This is a genomic window from Stenotrophomonas sp. CC22-02, assembly GCF_004365115.1.
Lineage (GTDB): Bacteria > Pseudomonadota > Gammaproteobacteria > Xanthomonadales > Xanthomonadaceae > Stenotrophomonas > Stenotrophomonas forensis.
This window is the reverse complement of record NZ_SOCO01000001.1, coordinates 2,635,231-2,648,915: the sequence shown is the minus strand read 5'-3', so window position 1 is coordinate 2,648,915 and position 13,685 is coordinate 2,635,231. Positions and strand designations below refer to the sequence as shown.

Annotated in this window: 11 protein-coding genes; 4 read left to right on the top strand and 7 right to left on the bottom strand. The window is 64.9% G+C overall.

Translation table 11 applies throughout. The annotated features are described in order from the left end of the window. Window positions 1-53 precede the first annotated feature (53 nt). Window positions 54-2,876: a TonB-dependent receptor gene (locus N440_RS12260; protein ID WP_133935230.1), complete on the bottom strand. Its 2,823-nt coding sequence runs from the start codon at window positions 2,874-2,876 to the stop codon at window positions 54-56. Window positions 2,877-3,237: 361 nt separating this feature from the next. Beyond that, window positions 3,238-6,045: a TonB-dependent receptor gene (locus tag N440_RS12255; RefSeq protein ID WP_133935229.1), complete on the bottom strand. Its 2,808-nt coding sequence runs from the start codon at window positions 6,043-6,045 to the stop codon at window positions 3,238-3,240. Window positions 6,046-6,257: 212 nt separating this feature from the next. On the opposite strand from N440_RS12255, the gene apbC reads away from it, so the two are divergent. Then, window positions 6,258-7,112: an iron-sulfur cluster carrier protein ApbC gene (gene apbC, locus N440_RS12250; RefSeq protein ID WP_006459367.1), complete on the top strand. Its 855-nt coding sequence runs from the start codon at window positions 6,258-6,260 to the stop codon at window positions 7,110-7,112. Between the two features lie 78 nt (window positions 7,113-7,190). After that, a complete protein-coding gene (gene dcd / locus N440_RS12245; RefSeq protein WP_006459366.1) occupies window positions 7,191-7,763 on the top strand; it encodes a dCTP deaminase in 573 nt (190 codons plus the stop codon). Between the two features lie 81 nt (window positions 7,764-7,844). On the opposite strand, the gene N440_RS20370 is transcribed toward dcd, so the two are convergent. From N440_RS20370 to N440_RS12235, 3 genes are read right to left on the bottom strand one after another with little or no spacing between them, the layout of a single operon-like run. Then, window positions 7,845-8,012 (bottom strand): DUF5668 domain-containing protein, encoded by a 168-nt coding sequence (locus N440_RS20370; protein WP_005418011.1) that lies wholly within the window; start codon window positions 8,010-8,012, stop codon window positions 7,845-7,847. Window positions 8,013-8,026: 14 nt separating this feature from the next. Further along, entirely contained in the window at window positions 8,027-8,449 is a 423-nt protein-coding gene (locus N440_RS12240) for an HIT family protein (RefSeq protein WP_010483023.1), read from the bottom strand. Next, window positions 8,446-9,117: a dienelactone hydrolase family protein gene (locus N440_RS12235; RefSeq protein ID WP_133935228.1), complete on the bottom strand. Its 672-nt coding sequence runs from the start codon at window positions 9,115-9,117 to the stop codon at window positions 8,446-8,448. The genes N440_RS12240 and N440_RS12235 overlap by 4 nt, the downstream gene beginning before the upstream one ends. A 204-nt stretch (window positions 9,118-9,321) precedes the next feature. On the opposite strand from N440_RS12235, the gene rimO reads away from it, so the two are divergent. Both rimO and N440_RS12225 read left to right on the top strand, forming a co-directional pair. Beyond that, window positions 9,322-10,683: a 30S ribosomal protein S12 methylthiotransferase RimO gene (gene rimO / locus N440_RS12230; protein ID WP_006459296.1), complete on the top strand. Its 1,362-nt coding sequence runs from the start codon at window positions 9,322-9,324 to the stop codon at window positions 10,681-10,683. Further along, window positions 10,680-11,510, top strand: a complete 831-nt coding sequence (locus tag N440_RS12225) for a DUF3025 domain-containing protein (RefSeq protein ID WP_133935227.1) — start codon at window positions 10,680-10,682, stop codon at window positions 11,508-11,510. Before rimO ends, N440_RS12225 begins: the two co-directional genes overlap by 4 nt. Window positions 11,511-11,590: 80 nt before the next feature. On the opposite strand, the gene greB is transcribed toward N440_RS12225, so the two are convergent. Together greB and N440_RS12215 are read right to left on the bottom strand one after the other, a co-directional pair. After that, window positions 11,591-12,097, bottom strand: coding sequence for a transcription elongation factor GreB (gene greB, locus N440_RS12220; protein ID WP_049458814.1), 507 nt, complete (start codon window positions 12,095-12,097; stop codon window positions 11,591-11,593). Between the two features lie 79 nt (window positions 12,098-12,176). Beyond that, window positions 12,177-13,682 (bottom strand): helicase HerA-like domain-containing protein, encoded by a 1,506-nt coding sequence (locus N440_RS12215; RefSeq protein WP_133935226.1) that lies wholly within the window; start codon window positions 13,680-13,682, stop codon window positions 12,177-12,179. Window positions 13,683-13,685: the final 3 nt, after the last annotated feature.

Genomic DNA, 13,685 nt, shown 5'->3' with positions numbered 1-13,685 from the left:
CCCTTTAAGCACGGACGCCCCGCCGGGGCGGGGCGTCCACCGCGCGGGCGAGGTTACTTCGCGCCGAAGTCGTACTGCGCCTGCACGTAGATCGCGCGCCCGTAGGCGTTGTACAGGGAGTTGTTGTACGGCACATCGATATTGCCGGCGTAAGAGTGCTGCTGGTTGTCCGGCACCTTGTTGAACAGGTTGTTGACCATCAGCGAGAGCGTCAGGTTGTCCATCGCGCGGTAGTTCACGCTCAGGTTGTACGTGGTGTACGAGCCCCACTTGCCGGCCTTGTAGCCGGAGGTCGGGTCGACGTAGTCGTAGCCGCGGCCCAGGTAGGCCATGTAGTTCGGCGTGCGGCCGATGTAGTTGAAGTACAGCGTGGTGGTGAACCTGTCGATTGCCCAGCCCACAGAGCCGTCGGCCCGGACCTTGGCATAGGAGTCGTACACCCACATCGCGTACGGGTTGCCCAGCAGGTCCAGGAACGGGTCGTTGAGCTGCGGCTGCAGTTCACGCTTGAGCATGTTGGTGTAGTTGCTGGAGAACTGCAGCGAGCCGAAGCGGCCGATGTCCTGCACGTACTTGAAGCTGGCGGTTACCGCTTCCAGGTTCTGCCGCGCAACGTTCAGCTTCGGCGTGTAGATCTCCTCCAGCGCGCCGGTGGCGTCGCGGGTGACCCAGTTGGCCACCTCGTCGCAGGTGGCGCCGGCGGTGTTGGTCAGGCCGTTGCGGCAGTAGTACTCGGCCAGCAGCAACTGGTCGGAACTGAGGGTGTTGACCTCGTTCTTGATCTTCCAGTTGTAGTAGTCCAGCGACACTGACAGATTGCTGATCGGCGCCCAGACCAGGCCGGCGTTCCAGACGTCGGCGGTGATCGGCTTCAGCTCCGGATTGCCCGACTGCGTGCCGAACACCGACACGCTGCCGTAGCGGCAGTCCACCGTGTTGGACGGATCGAACCCGAGCTGGCCGCAGCGGTAGTAATCCTTGGAGCCGTTGGCGTAGTAACCGCTCTTGCCCTGGAAGGCGTCGGGCAGGGAGGGGGCGCGGAACGCGGTGCCGTACTTGCCGCGGACCAGCAGGCTTTCAAACGGACGGAACTCCAGGCCGATGCTGTAGGTCGGCTTGTCGACGGTATGGCCGGCGATCTTGAAGTTGTCGTAGCGGCCGGACGCAGTCACCGTCAGCATGTCGTGCAGGGGCAGGCGCAGTTCGCCGGTCACCGCATAGTTGCTGCGGTGGCCGTTGCCGGCCACGGCGGTGGTGGCGAACACCGTGCCGTCGGTCAGGCGCGCATCCGGGGTGTAGGTCCAGCCTTCGCTGCCGCCTTCGACCACGGCGGCGAAGCCAGCGTCGCCACCGGGCAGCTTGAACAGCGAACTGTTGGTGAGCTGGGCGCGGGTCTGGGTCTGCCAGGTGCGGCTGCGGCTGGTGGTGAAGCCGGTGAAGCTCTGGAAGGCCCCCTGCGGCAGCTTCGAATAGAAGGCACCCCAGTTCGGGTTGTAGATGTTGTAGCCGTCGTCGGTCTCACCCAGCACCGGGCCCAGCACGTTGTCGGCGAACCAGTTGTTGATCGGGTCGTTCCAGCGCGCGTAGCCACGCTCGTTGAGCTTGTATTCGCCGCGGGTGATGCTGGCCTCGTAGTCCCAGTTGCTGCCGATCGCACCGCGTGCGCCCAGTGTGACCTGGTAGGACTTGCTGCGATCGGTATTCATGATGTCGCGGTAACCGCCACCACCGATGTCTTCGGGGGCGAACACGCGCTGCAGGCCAAGATAGCGGCCACTGGACTGATCGAAGAACGGACCCATGCTGATGTCCGTGCCCCAGTAGTTGTAGCCGGAACCGGTGTTGTACTTGACGGTCTCGTAGCTGTAGAGCACATCGCCGAACAGCTGCAGGTTGTCATTCACATCGTAGGTCAGCGCCGAATAGAACTGGCTGCTTTCCTTGCTGTTCTTGATCGTCTTGTAGCCGGCACCGAACGCCGAGCCGCAGGACTGTCCAGCCCGGCGCGTGCCCAGGATGGTGGTGCCGTCGAACTGCCCGGCAACGCCGGCGCAGTTGCCCGGGTCCATCATCAGGAAGTCATCGGTTTCCGCGTCGAAGACCAGGAAGTCGTTCGAGGGCAGCTGGCGGGTGTAGCCGCGCGGATTGTTCTGCCTGGTGATGTCGCGCTGGTAGCCCCAGATCGGGTTGGTCTTCTCGTACTGCACGTTGATCAGTGCGCGGAAGCGATCATCGCGGCTGTTGAAGCCATTGGCCCCGCTGACGCGGAAGCTGGCGCCGCCGCCATCGGAATAGCCGCCGCCCCGGACATTCAGGGTGCCGCCGTCCATCCGCTCCTTCAGGATGATGTTGACCACGCCGGCGATGGCGTCCGAGCCATACAGCGAAGACTGGCCGCCCGGCAGGACTTCGATGCGGTCGACGATATCGATCGGGATGCCGCTGATGTTGTTGAACGCGTCGCTGCCGTTGTACAGCGCCGGGTAGGACAGCATCGGCCGGCCATTGATCAGGTACTTGGTGTAGCCCGGATTCAGGCCGAACATCCCGGCCGCTTCGGCGCCCTGGGTGAACGATGCGGAGGTCTGGCCGCCCTGCAGGCCACCGGTGGTCAGCGAGGACTGCTGCAGCACTTCGGCAACGCTGGAGAAGCCGCGTGCCTGGATCGCCTCGGCGCTGATGGTCAGCACCGGAGTCTGGTTTTCGATCTGGGTCTGCGGGATCAGCGAACCGGTGACGGTGACCCGGTCAAGGTTGGTCGCTGCACTCTTGCTGTCCTGCGCGAGAGCGGCGGTGCTGGCGCTGGCGAGGAACAGGCCGCTGAGCACGGCACAGGTGAGCGGATGGCGTGGGAACAAGAAGCGACTGCGAGACATGCGATTACTCCGTGTGATCGTAAGAGCGCGTTTCCCCTTCCCGGGGCTCGGTTTTTGTCCGGCCGCTCCTGCAGGCCTGCGGCGCGGTGTGCCTGAAACCTAACATGGGCTTAATCTGGAATGCACAGAGGTGTAACCGTAATTGATTGGTTTGGTCACAGTTTTGTGAGTGTGTTCTTTGAAAACAGCTACTTGCGGATATTGTCCGGTTTTGCCAAATCTGGCGGAATGAATGAACGTAAAATGAGTCGTCATTAACAATCGAGACGCTCTTTCATTTTCTGCCCGGTTACTCCAGGCAAAAAAAAGGCCCCGCCGAAGCGGGGCCTGGTCCAGACACGAAGTCCGGAAAACGACGGGATTACTTGCCGAAGTCGTACTTCATCTGGGCCTGGATGGAGCGGCCGTAGATGCTGTAGAAGGCACTGTTGTACGGGGCGCCATCGGTGCCCTCGTAGCTGTAGCGCTGGCCGGTCGGCATCTTGTTGAAGACGTTGTTGACCATCAGCGACAGGGTCAGGTCTTCCTGTGCGCGGTAGGCGAAGCTCATGTTGTACGTGGTGTACGAGCCCCACTTGCCGGCCTTGGCGCCGTAGCGGTTGGTGTAGTCGTAGCTGCGGCCCAGGTAGGCGACGTAGTTCGGCGTGCTGCCGACGTAGTTCGCGTACACCGTGGTGGTGAACTTGTCGATGTTCCAGGCTACCGACAGGTCGCCACGCACCTTGGCGTAGTTGTCGTAGTAGTACATGTTGTACGGATCGCTCAGCAGGTCGATCTTCTTGGCACCCGGCAGCGGCTGCAGCTCACGCTTCAGCATGTTGGTGTAGTTGCCGGAGAAGTTCAGCGAGCCGAAGCGGCCGATGTCCTGCTGGTACTTGGCGCTGACCGCCACCGCTTCCAGGTTCTGGCTGGCGACGTTCAGCTTCGGGGTGTAGACGCGGGTGATGGCGCCGGCGTTGTCACGGGTGATCCAGTTGGCAACATCCTGGCAGCTGGCCGAGGTGTTGTTGGCGGAACCGGTGGCGCAGGCGTATTCGGCCAGCAGCAGCTGGTCGCTGCTCAGGGTCTTGACCTCGTTCTTGATCTTCCAGTTGTAGTAGTCAACCGACAGCGAGAAGTTGCTGACCGGTGCCCACACAATGCCCGCGCTCCACACATCGGCGGTGATCGGCTTCAGGTCCGGGTTGCCGGACTTTTCGCTGTAGACCGAAGTGTTCTTGTAGTAGGGGCAGCGATCGTCGTTCAGCGCGAAGCCCGCCTGGTTGCAGCGGTAGTAGTCGTTCTGGCTGGACGCGTACGAACCGCTCATGCCCTGGAAGGCATCGGACAGGGTCGGTGCGCGGAACGCGGTGCCGTACTTGCCGCGGAACAGCAGGCTTTCCAGCGGACGGAACTCGATACCGATGCTGTAGGTGGCCTTGTCGACGGTGTTGTCGGCGATCTTGAAGGCGTCGTAACGGCCCGACGCGCTGACCGTCACCATGTCGTGCAGCGGCATGCGCAGCTCGGAGGTCACCGCGTAGTTGCTGCGATGGCCTGCACCGGCCACGGCGGTGGTACCCCACACGTTGCCGTCGATGAACGACTGGTTCGGGGTGTAGTTCCAGCCTTCGCTGCCGCCTTCCAGCACCACGGCCAGGCCTGCATCACCACCCGGCAGGCTGAACAGCGAGCCGTTGGTCAGCTGCACGCGGCCCAGGTTCTGCCAGGTCTTGCTGTGGTGGGTGCCGTAGCCGGTGAAGCTGCCGAACTCTTCCGGGGTGATCGGCGAGTAGAACGCGGCGTAGTTCGGGTTGTAGATGCCGAACTTGCCACCGGTCGTCGGGTCGGTGTAGGTGCCCAGCTGCTGGCCCAGGACGCGATCGGCGAAGAAGCCGTTGATCTTGTCCTTCCAGCGCACGAAGCGGTCCTGGTCCAGGCGGTATTCGCCGCGGGTGAAGCTGGCGCTGTAGTCCCAGTCACCGAACATGCCCTTCGCGCCCAGGGTGACCTGGTAGGAACGGCTGCGGTCCGCATTGAGGATGTTGTTGTAGTCGCCGACGCCGATTTCTTCCGGCGCGAAGGCGCGCTGCAGGTTCACCACCTTGCCCAGGCTCTGGTCGTAGAAGCCGCCCATGCCGGACTGCGTGCCCCACCACAGGGCGCTGGAGCCGGAGGTGAACTCGGTCTTTTCCTTGCTGTACAGCACATCGGCGAACAGCTGCAGGTTGTCGTTCACGTCGAAGGTCATGGTCGAGTAGAACTGACCGCTGTCCTTGGCGTTCTTCAGCGTCTTGTAGCCGGCGCTGTAGATCGAGCCGCAGGATTCGCCCTTGCCTTCACGGAAGCCGACGGTGGTGGTGCCGTCGTACAGGCCCGCGACGTTGGCGCAACGGCTGGGGTCCATCATGTAGTACTTGCCGCCGCCGGTGACCAGGAAGTCATTCGACGGAGCCTGCGGGCTGAAGCCGGCCGGGTTGTTCTGGCGGGTGATGTCGCGCTGGTAACCCCAGATCGGGTTGCCCTTTTCGTACTGCACGTTGACCAGTGCGTTGAAGCGGCCATCGACGGCGGTGAAGCCGTGGGCGCCGCTGATGCGCAGGTTGCTGCCGCCACCTTCAGTGTAGGTGCCGCCACGGACGGTCATCGTGCCGCCGTCCATGTGTTCCTTCAGGATGATGTTGACCACGCCGGCGATGGCGTCCGAACCGTACAGGGAGGACTGGCCACCCGGCAGCACTTCGATGCGCTCGACGATGTCGACCGGAATGCCGCTGAGGTTGTTGAACGACTCGCTGCCGTTGTACAGCGCCGGATACGAGAGCATCGGGCGGCCGTTGATCAGGTACTTGGTGTAGCCCGGGTTCAGACCGAACATGCCGGAGGCTTCGGCGCCCTGGGTGAAGGCACCCGAGGTCTGGCCGCCCTGCAGGCCGCCAGTGGTCAGCGACGACTGCTGCAGCACTTCGGCAACGCTGGTGAAGCCGCGTGCCTGGATGTCTTCGGAGGTGATGGACATCACCGGGGTCTGGGTTTCAACCTGGGTCTGCGGGATCAGCGAACCGGTGACGGTGATCTTGTCCAGGTTGGTCGCCTTGTCCTGGGCCATTGCCGGGGCGGCGGCCATCAGAGCGGAAATCAGGGCGACGGCGAGCGTGTTGCGACGTGCGGTGTTGCTTACGTATTTCATGTAGTTCCAATAGAGAGCAGAAACAAAATCGGCACTGCGCATGCGCCATCGTGCGCGCTGGAAACCAGCCCCGCAGCCCAAAACAGTGCTTCAGGAACGTAACATGAACTTAACAATCTGTGCACGAATCTGTAGCAATCCTGAATTTCAGTCAGGCTACGTCCAGCTTGTATGATGTTGGGTTATCCCCCCTGATTCCGCTGGTGCCCGTTGTGAACAGTTCTCTCCGCCGTCCCCATGCCAGCCAGGTCCAGAAGGGACTGACGCCGCATGCCCGCATCCGCAACGTGATCGCGGTTGGTTCGGGCAAGGGCGGTGTCGGCAAGTCGACGACCGCGGTCAATCTGGCGGTTGCGCTGCAGCAGCTGGGTGCGCGCGTCGGCGTGCTGGATGCGGACATCTACGGTCCCAGCGTGCCGGCCATGCTGGGCCTGTCCGGTCGCCCGGAAAGCCCCGACAACAAGAGCATCGAGCCGCTGCGCGCGTTTGGCGTGGATACCATGTCGATCGGCTACCTGATCGAAGAGGACACGCCGATGATCTGGCGCGGTCCGATGGCCACCTCGGCGATGACCCAGCTCTTCAACGACACCCTGTGGGATGACCTGGACTTCCTGCTGATCGACCTGCCGCCGGGCACCGGTGACATCCAGCTGACCCTGACCCAGAAGATCCCGCTGGCCGGTGCGGTGATCGTCACCACGCCGCAGGACATCGCCACGCTGGATGCGAAGAAGGCGCTGAAGATGTTCGAGAAGGTCGAAGTACCGGTGCTGGGCATCGTCGAGAACATGGCCGTGCATACCTGCAGCAACTGCGGGCACGTCGAGCACCTGTTCGGCGAAGGCGGTGGCGAACGCATGGCGGCGCAGTACGGCGTGCCGCTGCTGGGCTCGCTGCCGCTGCAGATCGGCATCCGAGAGCAGGGCGACGCCGGTACCCCGATCACCGTCGCCCAGCCCGATTCGGTGCCGGCCCAGGCCTATCGCCATGCCGCACAGCGCCTGGTCGAGGAAGTCGGCAAGCGCCCGCGCGCGTCGATCCCGATCCTGTCTTCGCTGTTGTAAGTGCCCGCGCAGGGGCCGCCGGCCACGTCCGGCCCCCTGCTAGAATCCTCGCGCCCCCTCGCATCCCCAGGACAAAGCATGAGCATCAAGAGTGACCGTTGGATCCGCCGCATGTCCGAGCAGCACGGCATGATCGAGCCGTTCGAGGCCGGGCAGGTGAAGCAGGCCAACGGCGAGCGCATCGTCAGCTATGGCACGTCCAGCTATGGCTACGACGTGCGCTGCTCGCGCGAATTCAAGGTGTTCACCAACATCAACTCGACGATTGTTGACCCCAAGCATTTCGACCCGGGCAGTTTCGTGGATATCGTCGGCGACGAGTGCATCATCCCGCCGAACAGCTTCGCGCTGGCCCGGACCGTCGAGTACTTCCGCATCCCGCGCGACACCCTGGTGGTGTGCCTGGGCAAGAGCACCTACGCGCGCTGCGGCATCATCGTCAACGTGACCCCGCTGGAGCCGGAATGGGAAGGCCACGTGACCCTGGAATTCAGCAACACCACGCCGTTGCCGGCGCGCATCTACGCCAACGAAGGCGTGGCCCAGATGCTGTTCTTCCAGGCAGCATCCGATGACGTCTGCGAGACGTCGTACAAGGATCGTGGCGGCAAGTACCAGGGCCAGACCGGCGTGACCCTGCCGCGGACCTGATGACGGTGGGTTGTTGGTGGAGCCGGGCCATGCACGGCTCCAGCTCTGCCTGAAGGAAGGCGGCGCAATGCGCCGCCTTCGTCATTTCCCGCGACCGAACAGCATGGCGATGCCGACGCCCACCAGCGCCACTGGCCACCAGGTCAGCAGCAGCTTGGACAGGTTCAGGTGCGTCCAGCCGAGGTTGCTGGCGAGCATGAACAGGCCGATCAGGATCAGCAGGACGGCGGCAACGAGGTTGAATCGCATCGGGTCGGAAACGCTCAGGACTGGGCTGGATATCCTAGCCGTTCCTTCCAGTAGGCGACATGCTGGTCCAGCGCGCCTGGCTCGTAGCGGTGCGCGGGGCCGCTGCCCCAGACCGGGCCCGGCCACGCGGGGTCGCCGTCATGGCGGCCGATCACATGGAAATGCAGCTGGCGCACGATGTTGCCCAGCGCGCCGATGTTGATCTTCTCCACGCCGTCGGCGCCCTTCAGGGCCTTGCAGGCGCGGTTGAGCTCGGTGCGCAGCTTGTCCTGCTGCTCGCCGTCCAGCTCGATCCACTCGGTCACCCCGGCCAGGCGCGGTACCAGCACCAGCCAGGGGAATCGTTCGTCGTTCATCAGCCGCACTTGCGACAACGGTCCTTCGGCCACCAGCACGCTATCGGTGGCCAGGCGTGAATCGAGTTCGAAATCGCTCATCCAAGATGCTCCGAGAAGAAGTCCAGGGTGCGTTGCAGCGCCAGGGCGGCGCTGTCTGGATCATACGCATGTCCGACCTCGCGGTTGAAGGCGTGATCGGCCGGATAGACGTAGGTGGCCATCTGCGGCAGCTTCTCGCGGTGGGCCTGGACCGCGTCCGGCGGGATGCTCTTGTCCTGGGCGCCGAAGTGGAAGATCACCGGGGCCTTGGGCGTCTCATCGAGGAACTGGACGTTGCGCGCACCGTAGTAGCTGACCGAGGGCAGGCCCAGGCGCACTGCCGACAGCATCGCCACGGTGCCGCCCCAGCAGTAGCCGACCGTGCCGACCTTGCCGTAGGGGGCCAGTCGGGTTGCCGCGGCGCGGACCACTTCCAGTGCCTTCTCCATGCCCAGCGCGTTGACCCGTTCCAGGCCCTGTTTCACGCCGTCGGCGTCGTAGGGCAGGGCATCCGGATCGGCCTCGGCACCGTCGACCAGGTCGAAGAACGACGGCGCCAGCACCGCGTAGCCCTCGGCGGCGAAGCGCTCGGCCACGCTGCGGATGTGCGGGTTGGCGCCGAAGATTTCCTGCACCACCACCAGCCCGCCAAGCGGGGTGCCTTCCGGCAGGGCCTGCCAGGCCCGTACCGGGCCGTGATGCGTATCCAGGGTGATCCACTCGGCCATCGTCATCTTCCTCGTTGCAGGGAACAGGACTGCATTGTCGGCGCTGCGCGGGTTAGCGGCGTGTCAGCGGCTGTGCGGGATCGGGCGGCTGGCCGTTCAGAGCGCCGCGCCCAACCCCGGTATACTGGCGCCCTTTCAGGCCCCGGCCCCCAGGAACCCCTGCCACGCCGGCAGGGGCCCAGGCCCCCAGAGTCCCGCGATTCCATGTCCCAGCTGAACCCCAAAGTCGGCTTCGTCAGCCTTGGCTGCCCGAAGGCCCTCGTCGATTCCGAGCGCATCCTCACCCAGCTCCGCTCGGAGGGCTACGACATCGTCCCGTCCTATGATTCGGCCGACGTGGTGGTGGTCAACACCTGCGGCTTCATCGATTCGGCGGTGACCGAGTCGCTGGATGCGATCGGCGAGGCGATGAACCAGAACGGCAAGGTCATCGTCACCGGCTGCCTGGGCAAGCGCCCGGAACAGATCCGCGAGGCGTACCCGAACGTGCTGGCGGTGTCCGGCCCGCAGGACTACCAGAGCGTGATGGAAGCGGTGCACGAAGCACTGCCGCCCAAGCACGATCCGTTCGTGGACCTGGTGCCCGACTACGGCATCAAACTGACCCCGCGCCACTATGCCTACCTGAAGATTTCCGAGGGCTGCAACCACAAGTGCAGCTTCTGCATCATCCCGTCGATGCGCGGCAAGCTGGTCTCGCGCCCGGTCGACGAGGTGCTGCGCGAAGCCGAGCGCCTGGTGCGTGGTGGCGTGCGTGAACTGCTGGTGGTGTCGCAGGACACCTCGGCCTACGGCGTGGACGTGAAGTACGCCGAGAAGATGTGGCGCGACAAGGCCTACCAGACCCGCCTGAAGGCGCTGTGCGAAGGCCTGTCCGAGCTGGATGCGTGGGTGCGCATGCACTACGTCTATCCGTATCCGCATGTGGACGAAGTCGTGCCGCTGATGGCCGAGAACCGCATCCTGCCGTACCTGGATATCCCGTTCCAGCACGCCAGCCCGCGCATCCTGCGCCTGATGAAGCGTCCGGGTGCGGTCGAGAAGACCCTGGAGCGCGTGCAGAACTGGCGCCGCATCGCGCCGGACATCACCGTGCGTTCGACCTTCATCGTCGGCTTCCCGGGCGAGACCGAGGCCGAGTTCGAAGAGCTGCTGTCGTTCCTCGACGAAGCGCAGCTGGACCGCGTGGGCGCGTTCGCCTACTCGCCGGTCGAGGGGGCCACTGCCAACGATCTGCCCGACGCCGTGCCGGAGGAAGTGAAGCAGGAACGCCTGGCGCGCTTCATGGAGAAGCAGGCGCAGATTTCCGCCGCGCGCCTGGAAGCCAAGATCGGCACGGTGCAGCAGTGCCTGGTCGATGCCATCGAAGGCGACATTGCCGTGGCCCGTTCCAAGGCCGATGCGCCGGAGATCGACGGTCTGGTGCACATCCAGAACGCCGACCAGGTGCCGCTGCGCGTGGGCGAGTTCGTCGATGTGGAGATCACCGAGAGCGACGAGCACGACCTGTACGGTGACGCGCTGGCGGCCGCCACCCGCCCGGCGTTCGATCTCAAGATGCTGTGACCGCCGCCGCCGGTGACAGCGGCGGCTCCCGGCGCTTCGTGCCGCCGCCACGTGCGGCGGTCGATCCGCAGGCATTCAGGCATCCGTTGTTTGGCGGGCTGCAGGACTTCCATGATCTGCTGGACGGCACTGCATGGCCGTCCATCGCTGCGCTCGATGCACGGCTGGCGCTGCCTGGCCGACAGCTGCTCGAGCAGGACGCTGCGCTGCTGGCCGACGGCCTGCACTACGAGGTGCGTATCGCGCAGGGGCGCATCGCCACCCGCGCCGACAACTGGCATGACCTGTTCAATGCACTGGTGTGGGCCCGTTTCCCGCAGCTCAAGCAAGCACTCAACGCGCAGCAATGCCGGCACGTCGAGGCGATGCCGCCGGGCCAGCGCAACCGCGCGCAGGCGGCACTGACCCAGTTCGACGAAACCGGCGTGATCGTGCGTGTGTGCGATGACGCGTTGCTGCGCGCTTGGGATGGGCATGACTGGCCTGCATTGTTCGAGCCGACGCGCTGGCAGAGCGGTGACATCGCCATTGCTGCGGTATTCGGGCATGCGCTGATGGAACAGGCACTGCTGCCGGGGCGATTGCTGGTTGGCAAGTGCGTGGTGGTGCAGGGTGACGACGATGATGACGCCTGCGTCGCAGCGGTGGCCGCGGCCATCGGCGAGGGCAGGGCGATCACCGATCCGGCGCAGCTGCGGCCGCTGCCGCTGGCGGGTATCCCCGGCTGGCATGAAGGGCAGGATGCCGCCTTCTACGCAGACACCGGCTACTTCCGTCCGCTGCGCGCAGGTCGCGCGTACCCGCCGCCGTTGCACGCGGCCCAGTAGAGTCGAGCTCGCTCGACTGCCCCGTTGCGTAGCGTCGAGCTTGCTCGACTGGCTGCAGGTGTAGTCGAGCAAGCTCGACTCTACAACGGTGCGTACTCCACGCCGATCACCGCAAACGTGAACTGCCCGCCGGGCAGCTCCACCGAAAATTCATCATCCAGCCGCTTCTTCAGCAGTGCCCGCGCCAGCGGCGAATCGATGCTGATCCAGCCCAGGCCGGCGTCGGTCTCGTCCGGGCCGACGATGCGATAGCGGCTGGTGTCGCCGCTGTCGACATTCTCCAGCTCCACCCAGGCGCCGAAGAACACCGCCTGTGGGTCGGTCGGGGTGGTGTCGACCACGCGCAGCGCTTCCAGCCGCTTGGTCAGGTAGCGCACGCGGCGGTCGATCTCACCCAGCTGCTTCTTGCGGTAGGTGTATTCGGCGTTCTCCGAGCGGTCGCCCTCCGCAGCGGCCGCCGCCAGTGCCTTGACCACCTCCGGCCGTCGCACCCGCCATAGCTCGTCCAGTTCGGCCTTCAGCCGGGCGTGGCCGGCGGCGGTGATCAGGGCGGTACTCTTTTCTGCGGGGGGACGCCAACGGGACATGCAGTACGACTTCTCTTGCGATAGGAAACGGGCGCGTCGCACCAGGCCTGGCGCGACGCGCGGAAACAACAGGTGACCCTCAGCGCTTGCCGCCGAAGATGCCGCCCAGGATGCCACGCACGATCTGGTTGCCCAGCTTGGTGCCGACGGTGCGCGTGGTCTGCTTGGCCATGGTCTCGATCATGCCCTGGCGGCGCTTGGTGCCGAAGATCGCGTCCTTGATCGACTGGCCGAAGCCTCCTTCCTGCGCCTCGTCCTGCTCGCGGCTGCGTGCGGCAGGGGCCTGCGCCTGCTCGGTCGCCTTCTGCGCGCGCTGCGCCAGCAGCTCCGCTGCCGACTCACGGTTGATCGCGGTGTCGTAGCGGCTGCCGACCGGGCTGCCGGCGCGCACCTGGGCGCGTTCGGCGTCGGTGATCGGCCCCATCCGGCAGCGCGGCGGCGCGATCATCGTCTGCTGCACCGGCATCGGTATGCCCTTGTCCTGCAGCGTGGAGACCAGCGCTTCACCGGTGCCAAGCTGGCTGAGCACCTTGGCCACGTCCAGTTTGGGGTTCGGCACGAAGGTTTCGGCCGCGGTCTTCACCGCCTTCTGGTCACGCGGGGTGAACGCACGCAGTGCGTGCTGCACCCGGTTGCCGAGCTGGCCGAGGATGTTGCCCGGTACGTCGTCGGGGAACTGCGAGCAGAAATACACGCCCACGCCCTTGGAACGGATCAGGCGCACGACCTGCTCGATGCGCTGCACCAGTGACGGCGGCGCATCGTCGAACAGCAGGTGCGCCTCGTCGAAGATGAAGACCAGCTTCGGCTTGTCCAGGTCACCCACTTCCGGCAGCTGCTCGAACAGTTCCGACAGCAACCACAGCAGGAAGGTGGAATACAGCTTGGGTTTGAGCACCAGCTGGTCGGCGGCGAGGATGCCGATCATGCCGCGGCCGTCGTGATTGACCCGCATGATGTCGGCGAGCTCCAGCGCCGGTTCGCCGAAGAAGTGCTCGCCGCCATCCTGGGCCAGGCGCAGCACCGAGCGCTGGATCGCGGCGATCGACTGTGCGCTGACCAGCCCGTACTCGGTGGAAATGTCCTTGCGTTCCTCGGCCACCAGGCCGAGCAGGGCACGCAGGTCGTCCATGTCCAGCAGCAGCAGGCCACGGTCGTCGGCCAGCTTGAACACGATGTCGAGCACGCCGGCCTGGGTGTCGTTCAAGTCGAGGATGCGCGACAGCAGGGTCGGGCCCATTTCGCTGACGGTGGTGCGTACCGGGTGGCCGAGCTTGCCGTAGAGATCCCAGAAAATGGTCGGGCTGGCGGCCGGGGCATAGTCGGCCACGCCGATCTCGGCGGCACGCTGCAGCAGGTTCTCGGCGCCGGTGCCGGGCACGGCCAGGCCGGACACATCGCCCTTCACATCGGCCAGGAACACCGGCACCCCCAGCCGCGAGAAGCCTTCGGCCAGGGTCATCAGGGTCACCGTCTTGCCGGTGCCGGTCGCGCCGGCCACCAGGCCGTGGCGGTTGCCAAGTTTTGGCAGCAGGGTGACGGCAATATCGTCGGTAATGCCTTTGCCGAGCAGAATCGGATCCATGGT